27 protein-coding genes are annotated in these 24,605 nt (G+C 32.5%); 21 read left to right on the top strand and 6 right to left on the bottom strand.

Translation table 11 applies throughout. The annotated features are described in order from the left end of the window. Positions 1 to 15: 15 nt before the first annotated feature. Positions 16 to 1,575, bottom strand: coding sequence for a hypothetical protein (locus N4A35_06510; protein ID MCT4581053.1), 1,560 nt, complete (start codon positions 1,573 to 1,575; stop codon positions 16 to 18). A gap of 127 nt (positions 1,576 to 1,702) precedes the next feature. Here N4A35_06510 and N4A35_06505 point away from each other — a divergent pair, with 127 nt between their 5' ends. Further along, positions 1,703 to 2,677 (top strand): DUF368 domain-containing protein, encoded by a 975-nt coding sequence (locus N4A35_06505; protein MCT4581052.1) that lies wholly within the window; start codon positions 1,703 to 1,705, stop codon positions 2,675 to 2,677. Positions 2,678 to 3,720: 1,043 nt separating this feature from the next. On the opposite strand, the gene N4A35_06500 is transcribed toward N4A35_06505, so the two are convergent. Then, on the bottom strand, positions 3,721 to 4,632 hold the full coding sequence (locus tag N4A35_06500; protein MCT4581051.1) for a hypothetical protein: 912 nt from the start codon (positions 4,630 to 4,632) through the stop codon (positions 3,721 to 3,723). A gap of 118 nt (positions 4,633 to 4,750) precedes the next feature. Between N4A35_06500 and N4A35_06495 the strand changes: the two genes are divergently transcribed. Next, positions 4,751 to 5,335, top strand: a complete 585-nt coding sequence (locus N4A35_06495) for a YqgE/AlgH family protein (GenBank protein ID MCT4581050.1) — start codon at positions 4,751 to 4,753, stop codon at positions 5,333 to 5,335. Here N4A35_06495 and N4A35_06490 read toward each other — a convergent pair. Then, on the bottom strand, positions 5,304 to 6,176 hold the full coding sequence (locus N4A35_06490; protein MCT4581049.1) for an aminotransferase class IV: 873 nt from the start codon (positions 6,174 to 6,176) through the stop codon (positions 5,304 to 5,306). The two genes, N4A35_06495 and N4A35_06490, sit on opposite strands and share 32 nt — an antisense overlap. Positions 6,177 to 6,319: 143 nt before the next feature. Here N4A35_06490 and N4A35_06485 point away from each other — a divergent pair, with 143 nt between their 5' ends. The 4 genes from N4A35_06485 to N4A35_06470 all read left to right on the top strand — a co-directional run bounded on the left by N4A35_06485 (position 6,320) and on the right by N4A35_06470 (position 9,833). Next, positions 6,320 to 7,054 (top strand): CDP-alcohol phosphatidyltransferase family protein, encoded by a 735-nt coding sequence (locus N4A35_06485; protein MCT4581048.1) that lies wholly within the window; start codon positions 6,320 to 6,322, stop codon positions 7,052 to 7,054. Then, positions 7,051 to 7,302: a phosphoribosylformylglycinamidine synthase subunit PurS gene (gene purS / locus N4A35_06480; GenBank protein MCT4581047.1), complete on the top strand. Its 252-nt coding sequence runs from the start codon at positions 7,051 to 7,053 to the stop codon at positions 7,300 to 7,302. Before N4A35_06485 ends, purS begins: the two co-directional genes overlap by 4 nt. Positions 7,303 to 7,388: 86 nt before the next feature. Beyond that, positions 7,389 to 8,300: a DUF72 domain-containing protein gene (locus N4A35_06475; protein MCT4581046.1), complete on the top strand. Its 912-nt coding sequence runs from the start codon at positions 7,389 to 7,391 to the stop codon at positions 8,298 to 8,300. After that, positions 8,301 to 9,833: a phospholipase D-like domain-containing protein gene (locus N4A35_06470; GenBank protein MCT4581045.1), complete on the top strand. Its 1,533-nt coding sequence runs from the start codon at positions 8,301 to 8,303 to the stop codon at positions 9,831 to 9,833. Between the two features lie 15 nt (positions 9,834 to 9,848). Here N4A35_06470 and N4A35_06465 read toward each other — a convergent pair whose 3' ends face one another. Continuing rightward, on the bottom strand, positions 9,849 to 10,043 hold the full coding sequence (locus tag N4A35_06465; protein MCT4581044.1) for a hypothetical protein: 195 nt from the start codon (positions 10,041 to 10,043) through the stop codon (positions 9,849 to 9,851). Between the two features lie 86 nt (positions 10,044 to 10,129). Continuing rightward, complete coding sequence (locus N4A35_06460) at positions 10,130 to 10,318, bottom strand: membrane or secreted protein (protein MCT4581043.1); 189 nt, start codon at positions 10,316 to 10,318, stop codon at positions 10,130 to 10,132. A 163-nt stretch (positions 10,319 to 10,481) separates the two neighbouring features. Between N4A35_06460 and N4A35_06455 the strand changes: the two genes are divergently transcribed. After that, positions 10,482 to 11,288, top strand: a complete 807-nt coding sequence (locus N4A35_06455; GenBank protein MCT4581042.1) for an SDR family oxidoreductase — start codon at positions 10,482 to 10,484, stop codon at positions 11,286 to 11,288. A gap of 107 nt (positions 11,289 to 11,395) precedes the next feature. On the opposite strand, the gene N4A35_06450 is transcribed toward N4A35_06455, so the two are convergent. Further along, on the bottom strand, positions 11,396 to 12,169 hold the full coding sequence (locus N4A35_06450) for an N-acetyltransferase (GenBank protein MCT4581041.1): 774 nt from the start codon (positions 12,167 to 12,169) through the stop codon (positions 11,396 to 11,398). A 147-nt stretch (positions 12,170 to 12,316) separates the two neighbouring features. On the opposite strand from N4A35_06450, the gene N4A35_06445 reads away from it, so the two are divergent. From N4A35_06445 to kbl, 14 genes are all read left to right on the top strand, one after another. Then, complete coding sequence (locus N4A35_06445) at positions 12,317 to 13,093, top strand: enoyl-CoA hydratase-related protein (protein ID MCT4581040.1); 777 nt, start codon at positions 12,317 to 12,319, stop codon at positions 13,091 to 13,093. 143 nt (positions 13,094 to 13,236) lie between these two features. Beyond that, complete coding sequence (locus N4A35_06440; GenBank protein MCT4581039.1) at positions 13,237 to 13,692, top strand: DUF1573 domain-containing protein; 456 nt, start codon at positions 13,237 to 13,239, stop codon at positions 13,690 to 13,692. A 161-nt stretch (positions 13,693 to 13,853) separates the two neighbouring features. Next, positions 13,854 to 14,243: a DUF1573 domain-containing protein gene (locus N4A35_06435; GenBank protein MCT4581038.1), complete on the top strand. Its 390-nt coding sequence runs from the start codon at positions 13,854 to 13,856 to the stop codon at positions 14,241 to 14,243. Between the two features lie 78 nt (positions 14,244 to 14,321). Then, entirely contained in the window at positions 14,322 to 14,645 is a 324-nt protein-coding gene (locus N4A35_06430; protein MCT4581037.1) for a DUF4359 domain-containing protein, read from the top strand. Between the two features lie 7 nt (positions 14,646 to 14,652). After that, a complete protein-coding gene (locus tag N4A35_06425) occupies positions 14,653 to 15,084 on the top strand; it encodes a peptidylprolyl isomerase (GenBank protein ID MCT4581036.1) in 432 nt (143 codons plus the stop codon). 161 nt (positions 15,085 to 15,245) lie between these two features. Further along, a complete protein-coding gene (locus N4A35_06420) occupies positions 15,246 to 15,725 on the top strand; it encodes a hypothetical protein (GenBank protein ID MCT4581035.1) in 480 nt (159 codons plus the stop codon). Further along, a complete protein-coding gene (locus N4A35_06415; protein MCT4581034.1) occupies positions 15,725 to 17,992 on the top strand; it encodes a DUF1573 domain-containing protein in 2,268 nt (755 codons plus the stop codon). Before N4A35_06420 ends, N4A35_06415 begins: the two co-directional genes overlap by 1 nt. A gap of 44 nt (positions 17,993 to 18,036) precedes the next feature. Further along, positions 18,037 to 18,675 (top strand): YqaE/Pmp3 family membrane protein, encoded by a 639-nt coding sequence (locus N4A35_06410; GenBank protein ID MCT4581033.1) that lies wholly within the window; start codon positions 18,037 to 18,039, stop codon positions 18,673 to 18,675. Between the two features lie 97 nt (positions 18,676 to 18,772). After that, the gene (gene mazG, locus N4A35_06405) at positions 18,773 to 19,555 is read left to right on the top strand and encodes a nucleoside triphosphate pyrophosphohydrolase (GenBank protein ID MCT4581032.1); all 783 of its coding nucleotides are present in this window, start codon (positions 18,773 to 18,775) and stop codon (positions 19,553 to 19,555) included. Positions 19,556 to 19,564: 9 nt separating this feature from the next. Beyond that, positions 19,565 to 20,272, top strand: coding sequence for a phenylalanine-4-hydroxylase (locus tag N4A35_06400; GenBank protein MCT4581031.1), 708 nt, complete (start codon positions 19,565 to 19,567; stop codon positions 20,270 to 20,272). Next, entirely contained in the window at positions 20,269 to 21,723 is a 1,455-nt protein-coding gene (locus tag N4A35_06395; protein ID MCT4581030.1) for a glycosyltransferase family 39 protein, read from the top strand. The genes N4A35_06400 and N4A35_06395 overlap by 4 nt, the downstream gene beginning before the upstream one ends. A 96-nt stretch (positions 21,724 to 21,819) precedes the next feature. Continuing rightward, positions 21,820 to 22,467 (top strand): protein-L-isoaspartate(D-aspartate) O-methyltransferase, encoded by a 648-nt coding sequence (locus N4A35_06390; GenBank protein MCT4581029.1) that lies wholly within the window; start codon positions 21,820 to 21,822, stop codon positions 22,465 to 22,467. A gap of 7 nt (positions 22,468 to 22,474) precedes the next feature. Then, the gene (locus N4A35_06385) at positions 22,475 to 23,188 is read left to right on the top strand and encodes a DNA alkylation repair protein (GenBank protein ID MCT4581028.1); all 714 of its coding nucleotides are present in this window, start codon (positions 22,475 to 22,477) and stop codon (positions 23,186 to 23,188) included. Between the two features lie 197 nt (positions 23,189 to 23,385). After that, on the top strand, positions 23,386 to 24,576 hold the full coding sequence (gene kbl, locus N4A35_06380) for a glycine C-acetyltransferase (GenBank protein ID MCT4581027.1): 1,191 nt from the start codon (positions 23,386 to 23,388) through the stop codon (positions 24,574 to 24,576). The last annotated feature ends 29 nt before the right edge of the window (positions 24,577 to 24,605 follow it).

Raw genomic sequence — 24,605 nt, 5'->3', positions numbered from 1 at the left:
TCTTATCTAAATCAATTAAAACATATTGTTCATTACCAATGGTAACACATTTTTGATTACAGAATTAGAGAATAATTCTAATGTGTTTTTTGAAGAATCTTTCAACTCAACTTTGAAAGTCATCTGGTGAATATCACCAGTAAATTCAATTGTTTCAATTTCATTATAAAATTTTAAGACTTCTTCACCACCTCCATTCAAGAGCATTGTCTTATAGTTAATAGGTAATTGGTTCATATCAGTAATCAACTTTCCATATACAGGGCTTTTAAAAGAGGTGTTAAAAGCAGCTAATTGCTCTCCTTTAGAAAGGTTTTGAATAAGTGTATCACTTAACGATACAAAAAGTTTGTTCTCATGAATCCCAATATAAGTATCGTCTACTAAGAAGTAGTTTTCAACTGGTTTAACAGCTTCATTGGATTCCAATATTGTTTTGATTCTTTCAGTATCCTTTAATCCACAAGTCAATAAAAATTTAGGTCGCTCTTCATTGAAAGCAGGATTGTTTTCGTAGCCAGGGCTTGGAACAGATTCAATTTCCATGAGAGAAAGACTAAAGTTGCCATCAAAAACTTGATTTAAGTCTTCTTTTTTAATCCCCATCTTGGCTAACTCTTCATCATAGTTACCATATTCAGTATGAGTATGATTCATTGCTTTAACAACAGCATCTAAATTTAAAGAGACTCCACCAAATGCTATAGCTTTACCATTATCACTAATAAAGTTGTTGTATTCAGTATTTAAACCTTGATCATTTAAGTTATTAAATCCAGATTTTACAAATGTTTCAGCATCTAAATTTGATTCAAAAAGAAAGCTTCCATTGTTAAAGTTTCCTGCACCAGTCATCGTCATCCCTTGATAGGCTGCACTTAGTTCTTCATCTACTTTTGTATGACTCATTTCATTCGCCATTTGAGTATAAGTGTCCATAAAAACAAGTGAACTAAAGTCGTTGTCAGCGGCTATAAAGTGTTTGATTTTTGCATTGTCAGCAGCATCAACATATCTATTGGCTAATGCCTTTTCAGCTAAAGCCTTGTTGTCTTGATTTTCAGAAACAACAACCACCAGTTTTTTAGTGTCCCAAGCAAAACAACCATTCATAATTGAATCAGGAGTCGTAAAGCTCAAGGTAGAAATTGCTTCATTTTTCTCTACATGACCATTAAAATACAGCGCTAAAGAAGATCCTGTCTTTTCAGCGTCAATAACATCTGTAAAGCTCATTAAATAATTAAACTTATTGTCGGTTGTAGCCGAAACTACTAAAGGAATATTACCTTCGACCTTGAATCCTTGGTTTTCTGAGTTAAAATGTTGTTCAATTTGAGTATTTAAAAGCATTTTAAATTGAGCAGGAACCTCGTGAGATTCTTTAATGTTAGATTTCTCTAACAAATCCATGACATCAAGAGAAAGCATTGCAGCAGGGTTTTGAACTGAAGCAATCATATTATACTCTGGAGAGTTTTTTAATGCTTCTTTTTGGGTATTTTCACCACAACTGGTTATTATTAGTGCTGATGAAAATAATACTCCACCAATTAAGCCGTTTAATCTATTCATTTAATATAAGTATATGTACCTACAAAAATAAATGATTCTTGATAACAACAAAAAAAACAGCTGTATTTTTAAGAGTATTTACAAAAATATAACACAAAATGATAACTTCGCATTAAATATTAAACGAATGAGAACAACAAAAGACTATCTATTATTGACTTTAAAAGGGATGGCCATGGGAGCGGCAGACGTGGTCCCAGGAGTTTCAGGTGGAACAATAGCATTTATTTCTGGGATATATGAAGAGTTAATTACGACCATAAGCGGAGTAAACTTAGGGTTGCTAAAAACGCTTAGAAATGAAGGAATAGCGGCAGCTTGGAAAGCTTTGAATGGGAATTTTATTGTCGCTTTGTTTTTAGGGATTGCAATCAGCATTGTATCGCTAGCAAAAGTCATTAGTTTTTTGTTAGATAATGAACCAGTATTGTTGTGGAGTTTCTTTTTTGGACTAGTATTAGCCAGTGTTATTTATGTCGGAAAACAAGTTAAACAATGGTCTGTAGCCCCTGTGATTGCTTTGGTAATAGGTTCAGTAATAGCATACTATATCACAATATTACCGCCTTTAGCTCAAAGCGATTCTACATTTTACGTTTTTATATCAGGTATGATAGCTATTTGTGCGATGATATTACCAGGAATTTCAGGGAGTTTTATATTACTGATTCTCGGTTCTTATCAAACTATTTTAGGAGCTGTAAAGGATAAAGAAATTGTAACAATAGCAACTTTTATGGGGGGATGTGTCGTAGGATTATTGGCATTTAGTAAAGTGCTGAAATGGACGTTTGCTAAATTTCATGATATTACGGTGGCTTTATTAACAGGTTTTTTAGTAGGCTCTTTAAATAAAATTTGGCCTTGGAAAAAAATAGATAGTTTTAGAATGAATAGTCATGGGGAATGGGTGACTTTTTTAGACCATAATGTCTTACCAGAAAATTATGATGTTCCTGTTCTTAATTCTATCTCCGAAGCAGGAATTCCAAGCGTATATCAAAATGCAGATTCTCAAATTTTTGTAGCATTGCTATTTAGTCTTTTAGGGTTTGCTTTAATTTTTGGAATGGAAGCTTTAGCTAATAAATTGAAAAAGTAAGACCTTTTGATAATTAGATAATTAGATAATTAGCGAATTAGCTAATGCTGTAATGAGTTAATAGATTGAATCTTCATCTTTACTATTTTTCCATCATCTAATTATCACATTAGCTCATTATCTAATTGTCTCTGTTCTCTATTCTATTTTCTAGTTAAATAGGTCGTTTAGTTCTCGATACACCTCCTTTGTCGGCACTCGAACTGACTGGATTAATGCTGTAATGGGTTGAATCTTCATCTTTACTATTTTCCCATCATCTAATTATCACATTAGCTAATTATCTAATTGTCTCTGTTCTTTGCTATTTTCTCTCTTCTTCTCTTTTCTCTCTTCTTTGTTGTGTAGGGTAGGTGGTGTAACGAACAATGTTTTATTTACTCTAGTTAATAATCTATAATTCAAACCAGTTTAAAGGATTGTTATTACTCGTTTTTGGGAAGATATTACGTTAAAAGCAATAGGAAGAATGGTCTGTTGGCGTTATTTAATGGTCTTGTGAGGTTATGTTTTCATCACTATGGGTCTAATAACCTAATCCACCATAAATTTAACCCGAACGGCTACGTTAGTGAGCCCCTCCAGAAAGTTGTTTAACCCAGAGCGAGGAGTAAAATACCCCGTTGGATAGATCCAAAATAGCTTCATATCATTGTTTTACCTTAACAACTGATTAAACAACCTTAATCTATTTGATGCTGCAATGAGTTAATGGATTGGATCTTCTTCTTTACTATTTTCCTATCATCTAATTAGCTTATTATCCCATCATCTAATTGTCTCTGTTCTCTATTCTATTTTCTAGTTAAATAGGTCGTCTAGTTCTCGATACGCCTCCTTTGTCGGCACTCGAACTGACTGGGTTAGTGCTGCAATGAGTTAATAGATTGTATTTTCTTCTTTGCTATTTTTCCATCATCTCATCAGCTAATTCTCTCATCAGCTCATTATCTAATTGTCTTTATTCTTTACTCTATTTTCTAATTAAATAATGCTCCCATCATCTAATTATCACATTAGCTAATCATCTCATTATCTCATTATCAAATCTCTTCATCTCTAACTTTAAAGCTAAAGTTATTCCCTGTCCAATGTTTTACAACTTTACCATTTTTCAAAGAAAATAAGGAGGGGAAAGAGAAGCCAGCAGCTTTGGTAAATTGATCTGGTGTAACCCTAATATAATCGAAATCGGCTTTATTACGTTGGATAAATGCTTGAGTATCTTCTTCATTTCCGGGAAAGACCATTAAAATTTTTCTGCTTGATTTAAAGCCTCTTTTAGAGACGCCTATAACTTGAGCTAATTCGTTGCAATGCTTACAGTTAGTGCTAAAAAAAGCAATTAAATAAGCTCCTTCATTAATGTTTATTGCTTTTTCTTGAAACTTAGAAGCTATAATTTCCCAATTTTCATCAACAGCTTCATATTGAATGCTTTTACTCTCCATGTCTTCAATAAAAATAGGGTTAATGATAAAAGGCAAAGCAACAAATGGTACGATAACTACAAGGCTAAGCCATGAGTTGTAATTGTTTTTTTTCTTTTTGAGTAAAAATAAACTAATAATAAGGAAAGGGAGAGTAGTTAAAGTCAAGAAACGATTAAATAGAAAAAGGAGGTTGTTGTCAATAGAAAGGCGATTATTCCAACCTAGAATAACGTCTATAACATACAAAATAGTTAAGGCAACGAGCATATAATATAACCAGCTTCGCTTGACCCACTTTGTGAGCATTAAAATCCCCACATTGATTTCGAGAGCGACAAAAATTCGGTTAAAAATAGGAGTGCTCATCCAGTTCCCAAAACCATCTTCTATCATTCTTAAATCAAAGGCAGCAATTCCTCCTAATAGTTTCCCTTCTCCAAAAAGTTTTCCTAAACCAGAAACCAAAAGGATAAAAGAAATTACTAATATGAGGATTTGTTCTATTTCTATTTTCTTTGGCATTATTTTTTTTTGTAAAGTTAAAGGAAATCCCAATTGAAAAGAAAAATAAGATTACTTTAATGTGAACTAAAAGTGAAGAGGTTCTATAAAAAATGCTTACTTTAGTTGTCCTAAATTTATGAAAGAGATATTTGATATAGCTAAATTAAACACTTTGTCTCCTGAAAAAGGCCTTGTTTTAATCTCAGAACCTTTTAATGAAGATAAATACTTTCAACGATCTGTTATTTGTTTGTGTGAGCATAACGATAAAGGGTCTTTCGGATATGTTGTAAATAATACATTGGATGTAAAATTAACAGAGCTAATTCCTGCAATAAAATCTGATGACTTTAAGGTAGGGTTAGGTGGACCAGTAAGTCCTAATAACCTTTATTATATGCATACTTTAGGGAAAGAAATAGAGGGGAGTGTAGAAGTAAAGAAAGGATTGTATACAGGAGGAAACTTTGATCAAATCACTACATTAATCAATACCGGTTTAATTGGAAACCATCAAATACAATTCTTTTTAGGTTATTCAGGTTGGTCTTCTGGACAACTGGAAGATGAAATAGCCAAAGATTCTTGGATTGTTTCTCAATTTGACATCATCGATGTTATGGAAAGAAATGATGAAACTTACTGGAAAAACATTTTAGCTTCTAAAGGAGGAAAATTTCAATTAATTGCTAACTTTCCTTTAAATCCATCTTTAAATTAGCCTCTTCTTGATTGATTAAGTTTAATAGTTCTTTACTAACATTATTAAAATAACGTTTAGATTTATAACCTCCTACCCATTGTATTCCTTGGATGGCATTGGTTAAAAAGATTTCATCAGCAACCATCAAATTTTGAGGCAATAAAGATGTTTCATATACTTTATACCTGTTTTTTAAGGCTGTATTAATCACATGCATTCTCATAGTTCCCCCAATACACCCATCAGCTAAAGGAGGCGTATATAATACACCATTAGAAACTAAAAAGATGTTAGAAGAAATAGCTTCAATAATATGTCTTTTGCTATTGACAATAAAACAATCATCTAATTGATTATCATTGGCATAATTACCAGCCATGATTGAATGTAACGCATTAGAAGTTTTGAAATTTGACAAAATGTTTTTGTGTTTGTTAATCGCATCATAGACATCAATCAACAACCCTTCCTCATTCATTTTGTATAAATTATGAGGTAATAGATCTGCGGTAATTAAATAAGAACTCGTATTATTGATCGCTTTATAATAACCGCCATCATTTCTAAATACACTTAAACGAACGCGTCCACCAGCTTTAATACTATTTTTATCCAACAAATGTTTAATTTGTGTGTTGAAATATTCTGTTGTGTAATGAGGAGGAGTTTTGATACCAAGAATCTTAGCACCTTCTAACATTCTTAAAATATGATTTTCAAGGTTAAATGGAATACCATTAATTACACGGATGGATTCAAATAATCCATCACCATACATAAAAGATCGATTCTCCTTTAAATAAGGTGAAGAGGTTTCAAAAAATTCTCCGTTAATTAATACAAAATCTCCTTTCGTCATCTAAAATTGTTTTTCTAACTCTAATTTAGTACAAAATTAACATTTAATGGAGTATAAAAAGAGAGTAGTTATCACCAAAAAGAAAAGTTATTAAAAATTGCAATCCTAACGAGTAATTATTTTGTTTTTTTGTAGTAATGAATATAAAAAGACATATACCCAATTTGTTAACATTAAGTAACCTTTTTTGCGGGATATTAGCCGTTAAATCAGGTTTTGAGGGGGAGTTTTTTTTAGCCGCTGGGTTGGTAGTCTTAGGAGCTATATTTGATTTTTTCGATGGTTTTGCAGCGCGATTATTAAAAGTGAGTAACGAAATAGGGAAACAGTTAGATTCTTTATCAGATATGGTGACTTTTGGAGTCGCTCCAGGTGTGATAATGTTTACCCTACTGAATATCATTTTTAAACAATATGATGCTCAAGTACTCTTAGCGGAATATATACCTTATATAGCATTTGTTATTCCATTGGCTTCAGCAGTACGTTTAGCCAAATTTAATGTAGATGAAAATCAATCAGATAAGTTTATTGGTGTCCCAACACCTGCTAACTCTCTTTTTTTTATAGCCATTCCATTGATTTATATGGAATATATTAAAAATTCATTACCTCCTTTATATTTAGGCTCAATATTGATTTTGTTGATCCTAATTTTTAGCTGGTTACTCAATGCCAACATAGAACTGCTGGCATTAAAATTTAAAACATTTGGATGGAAAAACAATGAAATACGTTATACTTTTATTGGGATGACGATAATTACAATTATCCTAACTATTTTCCTTAAAATCGTATACATTTCTATTCCAATTATTATACTTTTGTATATCATTATTTCAATTATCAATAACTCGAACAAAAAACAAATAGAATGACATTCAAAGCAGAAATCGACATCATGCCTTTAGAGGCTTTATTAGATCCTCAAGGAAAAGCTGTTTCTCAAAATATGGGGAATGTAGGTTTAAATGAAATCAGTAACGTTAGAATAGGGAAGCACATCACCTTAAAAGTTGATGCCGATTCTAAAGAAATTGCTGAGCAAAAGGTAGATGAAGCTTGTAAAAAGTTATTGTGTAACCAAATTATGGAGAGCTACCAATTTAGCCTGGTAGAAGCATAATTTAGGCAGAGTTAAATAAATAATTTTAAGCCAACACTTATTGTGTTGGCTTTTTTTGTTTTAATTAATTGTACTAATTTAGTAACATGAAGTTTGGAAATATTGAAGATAAAACAGGAATTGATTTTACTTTTGAACCAATCCCTGAATTAACGGAAAAGGTATTGAGTACACTATCCTCAAAAGAAACAGTTCGTTTTCATTTTGGGGCTCCAGTTTGGTCTGATAAAAACTATAAAGGGACCTTATATCCTCCCAAAACTCCAATAAAAAACTTTCTGAAAGCATATTCAGAGCAATTTAATAGTATTGAGGTTAATGCAACGAGATATGGAACTCCTAAGGAGTCAACGATTCTAAAATGGTTAGATGAAACACCAGATGATTTTACTTTTTCAATGAAGTTTCCCCAAGTGATCACACATCGTAAAAACATCATGGAAGATGCTGCAAAAGAACAATTAGAACGTTTTTTAGTAGCATTAGATTTAATTGGTGATAAAAATGGAGTAGCATTCGCTGTAATGGCAAATTACTTTAGGCCAGATAAATTTTCTGTCTTAGAAGAATTTGTAAAATATATTCCTCGAGATATAGCTGTTGCCATTGAGTTAAGAGCGCCTGAGTGGTTTGAATCTGAATCCATTAAAAATGAATGGCATCAATTATTTTTAGAAAATAATATTATCCCAGTTTTAACCGATACTCCTGGTAGAAGAGACGTCCTACATTTTAGAGTGGTCAATCAACATTTATTTGTTCGTTTTGTTGGAAATGTGGGGACATCCATTGATGAAATCAGAATCAATAACTGGGCAAAGAGAATAATAGATTTGACGAATCAAGGAATTACAGATGTATGGTTTTATGCACATGTTCCTGGTGAGTCGAGAGAAGATGTTGTACCATTCAATAATCAACTCATTTCAACAATAAATAAAAATTCGTCATTTGATATACCTTTATTAAAAGATTACCGTTCTAGTGTATTATTTTAGATGAAAAGACGCATTTTATATACAATATACCTTTGGAGTGCTTGGACGACTTTATATAGTCAAAAGCTTGTTCCTACGTTAATCACTCCTAATAGTATTTCTTTTTCTACAACTATAGGGCCATTAACCAACTTGGAGTATGGAACAACTAAAGATCTGGAATTAGGAATAATTACGGGCAATAGTATGCTCAACTTAGATCCAGCAACTTTTTACTATGTAAAAGGAATAGCTTCAGCGGGAACTACTGAAATAGGGCTGTTTTCGACTCAATCCAATTCTACAGGAAGTATAGAAGTTTTCTTTAACCATCAACCCAATAATGATTTTTCAGCTATTGCTGATGCAAAATATACCAATTTTGAAAATAAAATTATTGAGATCATCAATGCGGCTGAAGTAACATTAGACCTTTGTGTCTTTTATACAAAAAGTAAAAAGATAGGAGCCGCAATCAATGAGGCCAACAATAGAGGTGTCGTTGTTCGATTTATTGCAGGAAGTAGCAGCTTAGGAGATTTTCCTAAAAATTTAGATGAAAACATTGCCACACTCAAACGTGAGGAACCTAAAGGTCAAATGCACAACAAATTTATTGTAGTAGATGTAGGTTCTGAAACAACGTGTAAAGTTTTAATAACCTCAGCCAATTTTACAGAAAATAACTTAGAAGAAGACTCTAACAACCTATTGATAATTCAGGATCAGGCCTTAGGGAAAGCTTATACGTTAGAATTTAACGAAATGTGGGGAAGTACAGGCCATACACCTACAAGTAATAGCAAATTTGGAATAGATAAGACGGACAATACCCCTCATTTTTTTAACATTGGAGGAAAAGCAGTTGAATTATACTTTTCTCCTTCTGACCATGTAGAACAAGCAATAAACGATCAATTAAAAACAGCAGACAACGATTTAGGTTTTGCGTTATTTACATTTACAAGAGACTTGTTTGCTCAAACATTATTAAAACGGAATAATGATGGAGTAGATGTTTATGGAGTAATTGATAATAAAAGTTATTATGGATCGGAAGATAATAACCTTGAAAATGGAGGCGTAGCACTGTTAAAGTTTAACAGAAAAGATGATATGCATAATAAATATGCATTTGTTGATGCATTAGATTCTAATTCCAACCCGCTGGTGATTACTGGAAGTTATAATTGGTCTAACTCAGCAGAAGAAAAATACGATGAGAATACGATTATTATACACGATGCGGGGATCGTCAATGAATATTATGAAGATTTGAATACCTTTACAAACTTTGGTCATGAAAAAGCATTACTCAATAATATTGTAACTTATCCCAATCCCTCTACAAGTTGGATTTATCTAAAAAATATATCAGCAACAATCTCTGATGAAATAAACGTTCAATTAATAGATGGTACAGGTAGAATTCTTGAAGCTAGAGAAATAAACCTATCTCAAGCATTTGACTTATCATTATATCCTATAGGCATATATTATCTTAGGATTATGACAAGGTATAATAATGTTGTAAAGAAAATCGTGAAAAATTAGTAATTGATGCTGCAATTAATTTAAAAATACAGGCATGTGAAAGACATGTAATAGAGGATTAGGGTTTTCTGTATTTTTTATTTTTTCTAAGATTTGTTGAATAAGCAAATCCAAATCTGAATCTAAAAACTGAGATAAATGGTCTTTAACTTTAATCTGCAACAAAGACCAAAAGCTACTAATAAAAGCTATTTTTTCTATTCTTGACATAATTCGTAAGGTTTTGGTTCTTACAGTATAAACGAAAAAACTATGCCAAAAGTTGTCTGAACTTCTCTTTTTTGAGAGTAAAAAAATTAATTTTTACACCTTTCATCAGGTCTTGCACCACAAACTGTGCAAGTCGACTCGTTATTATCATTCAAAATAGGACTACTATTTGCACATGTTCCAGCAAATTCACCATCCTTTTTAGCCCATATTTTAATAGCAATTCCTGCAAATCCCAAAGCTAAAAGCCCAACTGTAAACAATACTAATTTCATACGATTAACTATTTGTTTGTAATTAAATCCAATACAAAAATACAAATTACTTTAGAATTGGTTGTGTAATATTAGTTACTATTCATATTAAATTAACAGATTTTATTAATAATCTTAATAAATAAATATATTTGCACCCAAAAGAACTAAAACCAACTACAATATGGGGAACGGATTATTAAAAGGAAAAAGAGGAATTATCTTTGGCGCATTAAACGAAATGTCGATTGCTTGGAAAGTTGCTGAGCAAGCACATGAACAAGGAGCTGAATTTGTTTTAACCAATGCACCTATTGCAATGCGAATGGGAGAGATCAACAAATTGGCAGAAGCAACAAATTCACAAATTATTCCAGCTGATGCTACTAAAGTTGAAGATTTAGAAAACTTAATTTTAAAGGCACAAGAAATTTTAGGAGGTAAAATTGATTTTATTTTACATTCTATTGGGATGTCTCCTAACGTCAGAAAGAAAAAGCATTATACAGATTTAAACTACGAATGGTATAAAACGAGTATGGATGTTTCAGCAACTTCATTACATAAAACCTTAGCTGTAGCAATGAAACATGATGCTATTAGTGAGTGGGGGTCAGTTGTAGCGTTAACATATATCGCAGCACAAAGAATATTCCCTGATTATAATGATATGGCTGATGCGAAATCATTGTTAGAATCTATTTCAAGAAGCTTTGGTTATCACTATGGATTAAAGAAAAAAGTAAGAGTAAATACCATTTCACAATCTCCTACTGTAACAACTGCAGGAAGTGGAGTTTCAGGTTTTGATCAATTTATCAATTATTCTGATAGCATGAGTCCATTAGGTAATGCAGGTGCGGTTGATTGCGCTAACTATTGTGTAGCGATGTTCTCTGATTTAACAAAATATGTTACGATGCAGAACTTATTCCACGATGGTGGTTTCTCTGCTACTGGAGTTACTACTACAGTAATGGATAAGTTTTAAGAAATAAAAAAACGATTCAAAAAGGCTCAACATTACGTTGGGCCTTTTTTATTGAAGAGCATTTATATTGAAATCACGTTAATGAGAAGAGGATAGAATGTGTGGCATTATTTTTTTACTTTAGCTAAGATTTTATCATAGCGACTATCCATACATACACTAATGTCTGTGGTGATAAATTTCCCGTCTAAAAATAAACTAAAAATAGTAGCAGGAGTAGGGGAGTTCTGAGCCTGTTCCATTGTACTTAGTTTAATAATCTCAACAGGAATATTTCTCTTCTCTGCTGTCTCTAATAAAGAATGTTTCGCATGAAACTCAGAAAAAGGACAACGGTTAGAATAATAAACCACTATACCTTTGTTTTTGGCGGGGATACTGTTTTTGGCACAAGCTTTAAATTGGGGTTGTGTGGTATATTCTGATAAATCCTTAACTAATAAACTAAAACCATCAGCTGTTTGATCTATGGTTTTAAAGCCTTGTTTTAGCAACCACTTTGTATCACTCATAAAATGATATTTTTTAGTTCCTACAACCGTTACTAAACCATTTTTACCTTGATCTAGCGCATCTTGAATAGCAAATGCTAACAGTTGTTTTCCATACCCATTCTTTTTATATTTTCCTGAAACCCAAAAACAATTAATATTAAGAAAGTTAGGAGCTTCGATTGGTAACCAGGCGTTTTCAGCTGGCCCATATTCAATGAAAACCTTTGCTCGAGCATCAATTCTTCTAAAAACATAGCCATTGGAGAATTCTTGTTTTAGCCAATCCTTTTTAGCTTGATAACTCGTTGTACATTTTTTATCTGATATCGCACAACAGATATGTTCTTGAGCAATATTATTACTGTCTAATGTGATGAAATTTTCCATGGGCCATACTTTTATAGTGTATGAATTTAGGCAATTTAAAGTATTGTTGTACTGATAAAAGTCAGCGTAACCAAATACTTTTTATGGAAGATTACTTTAAAGAAGTGGATTACCGAAATATTTATTAGTTTTGGGAAAAACGAGAAAATGTACGAGAATATTAAATTTGAGATAAAAGATAGTGTTGCTGTCATAACGCTAAACAGAGAAAAAGTGTTGAATAGCTTTAATTTTGAAATGGCAGATGATGTGATAGATGCTTTAAATAAATGTAAAGATGAAGCCATAAGAGCAGTCGTTTTTACAGGAAGTGGGAGAGGGTTCTGTGCTGGGCAAGATTTGGAAGAAGCAACGCGAGAAGGGGGACCATCTATTGAAGAAATAGTGGATCATACCTATAATCCGATTGTGAAGTTAATTAGAGCATTGGAAAAGCCTGTAATTGGTGGGGTAAATGGAATTGCAGCTGGAGCTGGAGCTAATTTAGCATTAGTGTGTGATATAACATTTGCATCTGAGTCTTCTACTTTTATTCAGTCGTTTAGTAATATAGGATTAGTTCCCGATAGTGGAGGTACCTATACTTTGCCTCGTTTGATAGGTATGCAGAGAGCTACAGCTATGATGTTTCTTGGGAATAAAGTGTCTGCTCAAGAAGCCAAAGACTTAGGAATGATTTATAATGTGGTTCCTGATGCAGAGTTGGAACAGACTGTTTTTGATTTTGCTAAAAAACTAGCGAGTAGGCCAACAGTTGGACTGGCATTAACTAAACAAGCATTAAATGCTACTTTTGAAAATAGTTTAGAAGAACAATTAGGGCTAGAAAAAGAATTGCAAGCCAAAGCAGCGAAAACTTATGATCATAAAGAAAGCTTAACAGCTTTCTTTGAAAAAAGAAAACCAGTCTATAAAGGAAAATAGTATTGGCACAGAGTTTGTTAAAATTCCTTAAACAGAATAATTATTTAACCATTACGGCTGTTATAGATATGTTAAAGTGTTTATGAATTGAAAACATTTTTTATATTTGTACAGTAAAGTAGAAACAAAAACAATTTAAAATTATGAAAAAAGCGTTATTAACTTTTGGGATGCTATTTTTAGCAGTAGTTCTTTTTACTGCTAATGCACAAGATGCTACTCCAGCAAAAATAGGTGGAGCAGAGATTACTTTTGAGAAAGAAACTCATGATTATGGTAAAATTAAGCAACACGCTAATGGTGAGTGCGAGTTTACGTTTAAAAACACAGGGACAGAGCCTTTGTTAATTTCAAACTCTAGAGGTTCTTGTGGATGTACTGTTCCTACTTGGCCAAGAGAGCCTATCGCTCCAGGAGCTTCTGCTACAATTAAAGTAAAGTATGATACTAAAAGAATTGGAGCAATAAACAAATCAGTTACGATCCAGTCTAATGCTGTAAATGCTCCAACTAAAATTATTAGAATTAAAGGAGAGGTTTTAGCACCAGATAATACTGCTACACCAATTAAACCAACTGAGGGACCAGTTCAACACTAAAAAGTGTTACGATCAATATTAAAAAGCCATTTCAATTGAAATGGCTTTTTTTGTGCCTTATGTTTAAAATTGTTAAGGTATGTTATTGTAAAGTTAAAAAAGAACGAAAAGCACTTAACTCCTGTATCTTTGAGTAGTCTAATCTAAAAAACATAAGTATCATGAAAAAAGTAGTAGCAGTTTTCACCCTCTTTTTTTTAGCAGCTTTATTTGTCAATGTAAATGCTCAAGCTATTGGAGGTGCTGAAATTTCATTTGAAACAGAAACACACGATTATGGAGTCATCCAACAACATGGAGACGGGACATATGATTTTGTATTTAAAAATACCGGTTCGGTACCGTTATTAATATCAGAATGTGTTGGATCATGTGGATGTACAGTGCCAGAATGGCCAAGAGAACCAATTGCGCCAGGAGCTTCAGCCAAATTAAAGGTAACATACGATACCAAAAGAGTAGGTGTAATTAATAAGTCAGTGACCATTAAATCGAATGCTGTAAATGCACCAACCAAAATAATTAGAATTAAAGGAGAAGTAAAGGCATAAGAATTATAGCTATAATTATTAGAGAAAACCGCAATTTAAGTTGCGGTTTTTTTTATTTTTGTGCCCAAATTTGTTGACATGAAAAAATTTTTATTATTCATTATAGTTGTTGCAGTAGCTTTATTCTTTACCAATCCAACTGAAGAAGAGTTTAAAGTTTATTCTGAAGAATATATTGCGACAAGGGTAAAAGGAGGTAAAAATGAATCGTCTAAAATAAAAAATATATTAGGGGATTTAGCTGCTGAAGTGGGAGGAAAGTTAACAAAAGAGTTGACCAGTAAAGAAGACTATTATTTGTTTTCTATTTATGAAGTAAAATTAGATAAACAAGAACCCTATAAATTCTTAGGAATAGGTAAAAACTTTTTACCTTTACAATCAGAAGAACCATTTAAATAAATAACGCATGAAAAAAGCAATTATACATACAGAAAAAGGAGACATGACCGTAGAGTTTTACGAAAATGATGCTCCAAAAACAGTAGAGAACTTTATCACATTAGCCGAAAAAGGGTATTATAATGGATTGAATTTTCACAGAGTAATACCGGATTTTGTAATCCAAGGAGGATGTCCTAATGGAACTGGAGCTGGTGGGCCTGGTTATTCGATCGATTGTGAATTAGATGGAGATAACCAATACCATGATAGAGGTGTTTTGTCTATGGCACATGCTGGTAGAAATACTGGAGGTTCACAATTCTTTATTTGCCATAGTAGAACCAATACTGCTCATTTAGATAGAAACCATACTTGTTTTGGTAAAGTCGTAGAAGGAGTAGATGTTATTGATGATATTCGTCAAGGAGATAAAATTAATAGTATAGAGGTTCTTTAATAAAGAAAGAAGAAAGAAAATGGGAAAGCGATACTGTAATAGGTATCGCTTTTTTTGTTTATAAAGTCATTGCAGTTTGATAGCACTTACGTTAATTAGTTTATTTAACTTTAAATAATTGTGTGATATAGATTGAAGCAAAGAATATATTATATTTGACTATGCGTTATTTATTTTTCCTACTAATAATTGGTTTAATTAGTTGTTCGACAACTAAAACAGAAACCACCACAGCCGAAAAAACTGTTTTTTTTGACCTAGATTATTCAGTAGTGAATGCTTCTTTCGAAGAGGATATCATATTGTTAAATAACGATAATATGAAAACTGTTGTACAAGTTTTAAATGAAAGGGTAGAAGAGAAACTCCTACAAAAAGGGTATAACTTTAAAGAAAAGTCAGCAGCAAAGCAGTTACTAATAATTAAACAATTAACATTTAAAGAGTTTAAAATCCATGTGAATGGCCCACCACTAAATGTAACTGAAATAAAAGTTGATTATCAGGTTGTTCAAGAAACAAATAAGTCTGTTTATTCGGAAACATATAGCAAAGAAAGTAAAGAGGCATTTGAGCTATCGACTATTGAGGAATTAGTTCATATTGTTGCTGATAGTCTTGTTAAAAAGGTAATAAATTAATGCGGTATATATTAGTCATAATGATAAGTTGTGGAGCGTTGTTTACCTCTGCTCAAAGCTATAAACAGTTGATTGACTATGCAGATATCAATGCTGAAGCTGGTGATTATTATGGCGCATCAATTTACTACAAACAAGCTATGGAAATTGATTCTTCCAAGATCGATTTACTATACAAATATGCTGAAGCTTTGAGGAAGTATAATAATTATACTAAAGCTGCATATTATTACGAAAAAGTTTGGGATAAAGACAAAGGAGGAAGAATATACAAAGACGCATCCTTTTGGCTAGCGTCTATGCAAAAGTACAATGCAGCATATAGAACAGCATCTAAAACATGGAAGAAGGTTAAATCAAAGTATAGTAGAAATAAAAAAGGATATGAATACCAAAAAGCAAGGCAAGAAGGCTTATCCTGTAATTATGCTAATCGGATCAAGAATGATTCAACAGAAAATGTTTATGTGAGTAATATTGGTGAGCATGTGAATACAACAGATTCGGAGTTTGCAGCAAATAAAGTTACAGATAAACTTTTCTTTAGTAGTCTTAGAGCGAATAAGAAAGCGGGAGAATTGGAGGTTCATGATGATTGGTATAGGGTAAAACAATATGAAGCTGAGCTTAATGATAGTTCTGTAAAAACATCGAAATTAATAGCAGAAAGTATTAATTCCCCCCAATTACATAATGCCAACAGTTCTTTTAATGCAGCTAAGGGGATTTTATTTTTTACGCAATGCGATAGTCTTAATCAATGTAAGTTAGTTTATACCAAGTTAACCAATGGAAAATGGAGCGTTCCTACTGAATTGCCAGAGCGAATAAATGCCAAGGGTACAACGACTACGCAACCTAATTTTTGTGAAATTGATGGACAAGAGTATTTATTTTTTGTGTCCAATCGAAAAGGAGGATATGGAAAATTGGATATTTGGTATTCAAAAATATTAGATGGGAATACCTATTCTAAGCCTATTAATGCAGGTAAATTAGTCAATTCTATTGATAATGAAGTGACACCGTTTTATGATACAGTAGATCGAGTATTATATTTTAGTTCAAATTGGCATTTTGGAAAAGGAGGTTTTGATGTCTTTAAATCTAAAGGTACACCAGAGAACTTAACTAAACCAGAAAATTTATTAGCTCCAATAAATACGCAATGGAATGACTTGTATTACACTATTTATCCAGAGAAAGATAATGAAAGAGTAGGGTATTTAACCTCAAATAGATTGGGAAGCTATTATCAAAAAGGACCAACATGTTGTAATGATATTTATGAAGTGAAAATTCTAAATGAAGAAAAGATAGCTGAAAATCAAGAGATTGTAACACTGGATGATTTGAATAAATACTTGCCTGTAACGCTCTATTTCCATAACGATAGACCTGGGCCTAGAAGTATGGATACTGTTGTCGCTTTAAATTATCTAACAACCTATGATGCTTATACTTCACTACACCCTAAGTATAAAACAGAATATGCTAAGGGGTTAAAAGATGAGCAAGCATTGGAAGCAGAGTTGGATATAGATAATCTATTTAAGCATTATGTTGATAAAGGTGTATCTGATTTAAATTTATTTACGAATTTGCTTCTGGCAGAATTAAAAAAGGGACAAAAGATTGAAATAACAATAAAAGGGTTTGCAAGTCCTCTAGCAAAAACAGCGTATAATGTGAATTTAACTAAACGACGAATTTCAAGTTTAATTAACTACCTCAGAGAATACAATAAAGGAGAGTTTATCCCATATTTAGATGCTACTGCACCAGATGGAGGAACACTTTCTTTTGTAAAAATACCATTTGGAGAATATACTGCTAGTAATGCGATAAGTGATAACTATAATGATCAACGTAATTCTGTTTATAGTAAAGGTGCTGCTTTAGAGCGTAAAATAGAAATTCAGTCAGTTACTTTTGCTGAACGAAAAGGAGCTTATGCAGCTTTAACAGTTGGTACTGGGACGTATGATTTTGGTAAAGTGAAACAAGGAGAAGTTTTAAAACATGAATTTATCATCAAAAATACAGGAAATGCTCCATTAGAAATTGTTGGAATGGAAACAGTTTGTAGTTGTACAAAGATTTCAATTGACACAAAAAGCATTCAGCCAGGAGGTCAAGCTATTTTTACAATGGAATTAGACACGAAGCATTTAGAAGGAAAACAAGTTAAATCAGCAACTATTTTTGCGAATGCTTTTCCAAAAATTAAAAGATTAGTGTTAACAACAGAAATAGTTAAAGAGTAACAGTTAGAGATAAAATATTTAATTTTGAAAAAAATATAAAAATCATGAAACAAATCATTACAAAATCATCTTTACTGTTCACATTAGTGGCAGTTTTCGCTTTAATATTTTCTTCTTGTAGTACATCTGAAAGTGTAGTAACAAGTGGTTTTTTACAAAAAAGAAAATACAATAAAGGTTTTCATAAATCCATAAAGAAAAATCACAAGGTTCAAGGAAAGGAACAGCAAGAAGAATTGGTGTTGAACCAAGCTTCAGAAAACAGCGTTGAGCCAATTGAAGTTCAAATAAAAACACCAAAAGAAGCAGTAGTATCCAAAACTGCCCCTGTTAATTCTGTAGTAGAAGAGGTCGCTGAGACTAATGTGAAATCAACAACATCTCAGAAAGAAGAACCTGTAAAGGAACATAAAACTGTAGAAAAGTTAGCGAAGAAAATGGCTAAGGTAAAATCAAAAATAAACAAAGACTCAATGATTAGTAGTTCATCAAATACTGCTTCAAATTTAGCAGATGACATGATGATCTTGTTAATTGTTTTGGCAATTATACTTCCTTTTGTTGCTGTTGGAATTTATACAGATTGGGATCCAACAAAAACATTAATTTCAGTATTATTATGGTTGTTCTTTATTTTACCTGGAGTAATTTACGCGCTTTTAGTAATATTCGATATGATTTAGGTTTTTAACCTAACCTTAATTATAAAGCCCTATCTATATAGGGCTTTTTTTATGCTAAAATATCTATCATTTTAATTGAAGTCATTACTTTTACAGGATGCAAGCAAACAACAGTATAGAAGATAAACTAAAAGCATTTGAAAGGCTTTTAGGGATCATGGAAGATTTAAGGGCAAAATGTCCTTGGGATAAAAAACAAACATTTGAAAGTTTAAGTTATTTAACAATAGAAGAGACTTATGAATTGACAGATGCAATTCTAGAGAAGAACCTAGATGAAATCAAAGGTGAAATAGGAGACTTGATGTTACACATGGTTTTTTACTCAAAATTAGGGTCTGAAGTAGGAGCTTTTGATGTGGCAGATGTTTTGAATACTGTTTGTGATAAGTTAGTGGAGAGACACCCGCATATTTATGGTGATGTAGTAGCTGAGACAGAAGAAGAAGTCAAAGCTAATTGGGAGAAAATCAAAATTAAAAAGAATAAAAAGTCGGTTTTAGCTGGAGTACCTAAGTCATTACCTTCTATGGTAAAAGCCACAAGAATTCAAGAAAAGGCTAGAGGTGTAGGCTTTGATTGGGATCAAAAAGAACAAGTTTTTGAAAAGGTACAAGAAGAGTTTAAAGAGTTACATACTGAGATAAATGAGGGAAGTCAAGAAAAAATAGAAGCAGAATTTGGAGACGTATTGTTTTCTCTGATTAATTATGCTCGTTTTATTGGTGTTGACCCTGAAAGTGCGCTAGAAAAAACGAATAAAAAGTTTATTCAACGTTTTCAATACCTGGAAGAGGGGGCTAAAGCAGAAGGAAAGGAAATTTCTTCAATGACGTTAGATGAAATGAATGCTTATTGGGAAGCAGCAAAAAAGAAATAAGACCGTTTGATGATGATACAAGATATGGAAGCTTATACTTCCGAAGATAAAACTGTTTGGAAAACACTATTTAACCGACAAGTTAAAAACCTAAAAGATAAAGTCTCAGAAGAATATGAGCTTGCTTTAAATGAACTGTCTCCTGTTTTAAATGCTGAGTCTATTCCTTGTATAGCAGCTATTAATGAATGGTTTAAACAGTCAACAGGTTGGGAAATTGTAATTGTACCAGGATTGATTCCTGTTGAAGAGTTTTTTCAATTGTTGGCGGAGAAAAAGTTTTGTTCTTCTACTTGGCTTAGAACAATGGAACAGTTAGATTATTTAGAAGAGCCTGATATGTTCCATGATATTTTTGGGCATGTACCTTTGCTTTCTAATCCCGTCTTTTCTGAGTTTATGCAGAAGTTTGGAAAAATAGGATGTAGTGTAATAGACGATAAAGAAAAAGTTACTGAATTACAGCGTTTATATTGGTTTACGATAGAGTTTGGAATGATTAACCAGCACAACCCAACGATATATGGAGCTGGAATTATATCTTCTTATGGAGAGTCTAATAGATGTGTTCGACCAGATATTGAAAAGATTCCTTTCAAAATTCATGAAGTATTGAAAAAATCATTTCATACTGATGAAGTTCAAGATGAATATATATGTATCGATTCTTTTGAAGAGCTTTTTGCTTCCCTTGAAGGAATTGAAGCAGTTTTATGAGTTCTTTAATTAAATATAAAACACTGTTATGGAGTAGCTTACTGCTAGTGTTAGCAGGTCTACTTAAAGGATGGAATATTGTAGAAACAGATATTGGAGGAGATGAATGTTTTTCTGTATATAATGCCCAGCTTTCTGTAAAGGAAATTACAACCTGGCTTTTTAAAGGGAATAACCCTCCTTTATGGGAAATTTTATTGCATTTTTGGATTCAACCTTTTGGAGTAAGTGAGCTGTCGATTCGAAGTTTAAGTTTATTATTTAATGTAGGAACAGTTCTGCCAATTATATACATTGGAGAGCGATTTATTGGAAAAAAAGCAGGTTTTTATACCGCTTTGTTATTTATATTTTCTTCATTTTCATTGTTTTTGGCTCATGAAGCAAGAGTTTATAGTTTAATAGGCTTTTTGGTGGCTTGGTCTGTTTATTTTTTTCTAGATATTATTCATAAAGGTCAACCTAATGCTTCATGGCTAGGGTTAACCGTTGTAAATGGATTGATACTCTATAGTCACTATATGGCGTATTGGATTCCAGTAATGGAAGGAGCAATCGTTTTATTCATTTACCGTAATTTAATTAAGAAATACCTGATACATCTTGGTACTTTATTGTTAATTGGAGCTCCTATTGTTCCTGTATTGTTCAAGCGAATGCTAGATTCTGGAGTAAACGGAACCTGGGTAAAAACATCTAGTGGCATTGATGCTTTTTATTTCCTTTTGGTTGATTACTGGAATAAGCCGCTTGTTACAGTGCTATTCATTGTGGTGATGGTAATAGGTTTAATCAAATGGGGGATTACAAAAGAGAAGAAAAAGAATAAAGTGATTTTACACTTATTTGTATGGCTGCCTTTGGGGATCTCATTTATAATTTCTTTTAAATTAGGGATACTCCTAAATCGTTATTTTTACTTTTTGCTGCCCATTTTATATTTAAGTTTTGTAAGTGTACTTTATCAATTTAACAACCAACAAAAATGGGGGACTAGATGGTTATTGTTGGTATCAGTATTAGCTATGTTATTATCCTTTGAGGTGAGTACTAAAGAAGCTCTTTATAGTGGGACTCATATAGAAATAAAGCCTGTTGCTGAACAAATCAAACAAATCCAAAAAGAGGAGGCAGCTACCATTTACTTTGCTCCAGTTTTTTTTGATAAAGAAATCGTATACTATTGGGATCGACATCTCTTTCAAACCTATTTTGATGATTATCAAACAGAACGTGTTTTCAAAAAGCCCTTGAATAAGAATAAAATTTATCCGATATATAATGCTACAGAATTAGTTGAATCAACTGGTGAAAAGGTTGTATTTATAGACAACAAAAGCGCTTATCATCACCCCAATAATAATATTTTGAATACCTTATCATCGAGGTATCGTTTAGTTAAAACTGAAAACATAGCGGGAATTACATTTTACTATTTTGAGGGAGCCTAATAAGGGGATAAAATTTATTCAAAAGTGTTTGTTAGCATCTAATTGTATGTAGATTTTCAATTTTTTAGAAAGTACCTTATTTTTGTTATTATGAATATCGAAGATACATTTTTACATCAAGGACAGCGTAAAAAACTGGTGCTAACACTTAGAGAGAAAGGGATTACGAATGAAGAAGTACTAGAGGTGATCGGTAAAGTTCCTCGACATATTTATTTTGATAAAGTTTTTCATAACAAGTTTGCCTACGAAGATGTCGCTTTTCCAATAGGAGCAGGGCAAACTATTTCTCAGCCCTATACTGTTGCGTTTCAAACAGATTTGTTACAAGTTTCTAAGGGGACCAAAGTACTTGAGATAGGTACAGGGTCTGGTTATCAAACTGCGGTATTGTGTGAAATGGGAGCAAAAGTATATACTATAGAGCGACAACGAGAATTATTTGTTAAGACCAAGCGTTTGTTACACGATATGAATTATCGGGCTCAAGCATTTTTTGGAGATGGTTTTGTTGGTAAAGATGTTTTTGGGCCTTACGATAGAATCATTATCACCTGTGGTGCTCCTCATATTCCAGAAGAATTGGTCAAACAATTAAAAGTAGGCGGAAGAATGGTTATTCCTTTGGGAGAAGGCGACAAACAAATTATGACGCTACTTGTGAAAACTGGAGAAAACACAATCGAAAAAACTGAATTTGGAGAATTTAGTTTTGTTCCAATGTTGGTGAATAAACAGTATTAATAACCTTGTGAATTATCAAGAAGTCATAGCAGAGCTTAAACGTTTAGCAGATCAAGACAAGGTTCAGTTTAAACAACAAAAGTTTGGAGTCGTAGCCAATAATTCGTTAGGAGTATACCACAAAGATTTAAAAGAACTGGCTAAAAAATGTGGGAAGAAAAGTCCAGAAAATGACGCGTTAGCTATTCAGTTATTTGATTCAGGCATTTATGAAGGACGTTTGTTGTGTTCGAAGTTATATGATCCAAAAAATGTAACAGAGGAGCTTGCCGAAAAATGGGTAAGTACGTTTGAAAATTGGGAAATTTGCGATTCTTTCTGTATGAGCTTTTTAGGGGCAACCAGCTTTGCTTATCAAAAGGTGTTTGAATGGACAAAAAGGGAAGAAGAGTTCCAAAAAAGAGCAGGTTATACCTTAATGGTGGGGTATTGTTTTGCCAATAAGAATGCTGCAAATAGTCAAATCGAAGCATTTATTCCTGTAATCGAACAAGCTATTGAAGATGAGAGAATTTATGTCAAAAAAGCTGTAAATTGGGCGTTAAGAAGTATTGGTAAAAGAAACAAAGACTTACATCAGTTAGCAATAGAAAGTGCCAATCGTATTCTTCAAAATAAAAGCAAAGCTGCACAATGGATAGCAAAAGATGCATTGAGAGAGTTGAATAAAGAGCAACTGAATATTTTAGACTATCCAAGAAGTATCTACAGACCGAAGTAATAGAATATTGTTGGAGGGAGTAAATTTTAACAGCAACTTGTATTTCACAGCATTTTAGTTTTTTGAGTTGAATAATTAGTCCATCATCAAGTAATTATTTTATGATTTTAAACAACATCATTAGATAAGAAACCTTAAATTTGTTGCAAAAGGAGTTTATCGTATCAATAAACAACTTTAGAACTAAAATCTAAACTATGTACGGAAAAATAAAAGAACATTTACAGAAAGAATTAGCCGAGATAAAAGAGGCTGGGTTGTATAAATCAGAACGAATAATCACCACCCCTCAAGGAGCAGAAGTACACGTAAATACAGGAGAAGACGTTGTAATTATGTGTGCCAATAACTATTTAGGTTTATCCTCTAATCCAGAAGTTATCCAAGCGTCAAAAGATGCGCTAGATACCCATGGTTTTGGAATGTCTTCTGTTCGTTTTATTTGCGGTACACAAGATATACATAAAGAATTAGAAGAGCGAATTGCAAAATTCTACGGTACAGAAGATACCATATTATATGCTGCTGCTTTTGATGCCAATGGAGGGGTATTTGAACCTTTGTTTACAGCAGAAGATGCGATTATTTCAGATGAATTAAATCATGCTTCTATTATTGATGGAGTTCGTTTATGTAAAGCGCAACGTTATCGTTATAAACATAGCGATATGGCAGATTTAGAAGAGCAATTGAAGAAAGCACAAGCACAACGTCATACGATTATTGTTACTGATGGAGTGTTTTCTATGGATGGAGATATTGCTAAAATGAATGAGATTTGCGATTTAGCAGATAAATATGGAGCATTGGTAATGACAGATGAATGTCACTCAGCCGGTTTTATTGGGGAAACAGGTAGGGGAGTGCCAGAATATCATAATGTAATGGATCGTGTAGATATTATTACGGGAACCTTAGGAAAAGCTTTAGGTGGAGCTATGGGAGGATATACGACAGGAAAAAAGGAGATTATTGAGATGTTACGTCAACGTTCTCGTCCTTATTTGTTTTCTAATTCTTTAGCACCAAGTATTGTAGGTGCAGCCAACAAAGTCTTTGATATTTTAAGTACCGATACTTCTTTAAGAGATAAATTAGAAGCGAATACTAAATATTTTAAAGAAAAGATCCTTGCAGCTGGATTTGATGTTGTAAAAGGTGATTCTCCAATTGTTCCAATTATGTTGTATGATGCAGCATTATCTCAACAATTTGCTGATGAATTATTAAAAGAGGGCGTATATGCAATTGGGTTCTTTTACCCAGTAGTTCCTAAAGGAAAAGCTAGAATTAGAACACAAATTTCTGCAGCTCACGAAATAGAACACTTAGATAAAGCAATCAATGCTTTTATTAAAGTTGGTAAGAAACTAAATGTAATTGATTAACGATACTCATTTTATTCATAAACAAGAAA

It is taken from the genome of Flavobacteriales bacterium, from assembly GCA_025210295.1.
Taxonomy (GTDB): domain Bacteria; phylum Bacteroidota; class Bacteroidia; order Flavobacteriales_D; family Parvicellaceae; genus S010-51.
This window is presented reverse-complemented; position numbering and strand designations above follow the sequence as displayed.

Bases quoted from the DNA above. Each gene is read 5' to 3' on its own strand.
- mazG (MCT4581032.1), top strand. From the start codon at position 18,773: ATGCAAGCAAACAACAGTATAGAAGATAAACTAAAAGCATTTGAAAGG.
- N4A35_06470 (MCT4581045.1), top strand. From the start codon at position 8,301: ATGAAAAGACGCATTTTATATACAATATACCTTTGGAGTGCTTGGACG.
- N4A35_06435 (MCT4581038.1), top strand. From the start codon at position 13,854: ATGAAAAAAGTAGTAGCAGTTTTCACCCTCTTTTTTTTAGCAGCTTTA.
- N4A35_06450 (MCT4581041.1), bottom strand. From the start codon at position 12,169: ATGGAAAATTTCATCACATTAGACAGTAATAATATTGCTCAAGAACAT.
- N4A35_06415 (MCT4581034.1), top strand. From the start codon at position 15,725: ATGCGGTATATATTAGTCATAATGATAAGTTGTGGAGCGTTGTTTACC.
- N4A35_06420 (MCT4581035.1), top strand. From the start codon at position 15,246: ATGCGTTATTTATTTTTCCTACTAATAATTGGTTTAATTAGTTGTTCG.
- N4A35_06455 (MCT4581042.1), top strand. From the start codon at position 10,482: ATGGGGAACGGATTATTAAAAGGAAAAAGAGGAATTATCTTTGGCGCA.
- N4A35_06510 (MCT4581053.1), bottom strand. From the start codon at position 1,575: ATGAATAGATTAAACGGCTTAATTGGTGGAGTATTATTTTCATCAGCA.
- N4A35_06500 (MCT4581051.1), bottom strand. From the start codon at position 4,632: ATGCCAAAGAAAATAGAAATAGAACAAATCCTCATATTAGTAATTTCT.
- N4A35_06430 (MCT4581037.1), top strand. From the start codon at position 14,322: ATGAAAAAATTTTTATTATTCATTATAGTTGTTGCAGTAGCTTTATTC.
- N4A35_06445 (MCT4581040.1), top strand. From the start codon at position 12,317: ATGTACGAGAATATTAAATTTGAGATAAAAGATAGTGTTGCTGTCATA.
- purS (MCT4581047.1), top strand. From the start codon at position 7,051: ATGACATTCAAAGCAGAAATCGACATCATGCCTTTAGAGGCTTTATTA.
- N4A35_06425 (MCT4581036.1), top strand. From the start codon at position 14,653: ATGAAAAAAGCAATTATACATACAGAAAAAGGAGACATGACCGTAGAG.
- N4A35_06460 (MCT4581043.1), bottom strand. From the start codon at position 10,318: ATGAAATTAGTATTGTTTACAGTTGGGCTTTTAGCTTTGGGATTTGCA.
- N4A35_06465 (MCT4581044.1), bottom strand. From the start codon at position 10,043: ATGTCAAGAATAGAAAAAATAGCTTTTATTAGTAGCTTTTGGTCTTTG.
- N4A35_06475 (MCT4581046.1), top strand. From the start codon at position 7,389: ATGAAGTTTGGAAATATTGAAGATAAAACAGGAATTGATTTTACTTTT.
- N4A35_06490 (MCT4581049.1), bottom strand. From the start codon at position 6,176: ATGACGAAAGGAGATTTTGTATTAATTAACGGAGAATTTTTTGAAACC.
- N4A35_06400 (MCT4581031.1), top strand. From the start codon at position 19,565: ATGATGATACAAGATATGGAAGCTTATACTTCCGAAGATAAAACTGTT.
- N4A35_06410 (MCT4581033.1), top strand. From the start codon at position 18,037: ATGAAACAAATCATTACAAAATCATCTTTACTGTTCACATTAGTGGCA.
- N4A35_06505 (MCT4581052.1), top strand. From the start codon at position 1,703: ATGAGAACAACAAAAGACTATCTATTATTGACTTTAAAAGGGATGGCC.
- kbl (MCT4581027.1), top strand. From the start codon at position 23,386: ATGTACGGAAAAATAAAAGAACATTTACAGAAAGAATTAGCCGAGATA.
- N4A35_06395 (MCT4581030.1), top strand. From the start codon at position 20,269: ATGAGTTCTTTAATTAAATATAAAACACTGTTATGGAGTAGCTTACTG.
- N4A35_06495 (MCT4581050.1), top strand. From the start codon at position 4,751: ATGAAAGAGATATTTGATATAGCTAAATTAAACACTTTGTCTCCTGAA.
- N4A35_06440 (MCT4581039.1), top strand. From the start codon at position 13,237: ATGAAAAAAGCGTTATTAACTTTTGGGATGCTATTTTTAGCAGTAGTT.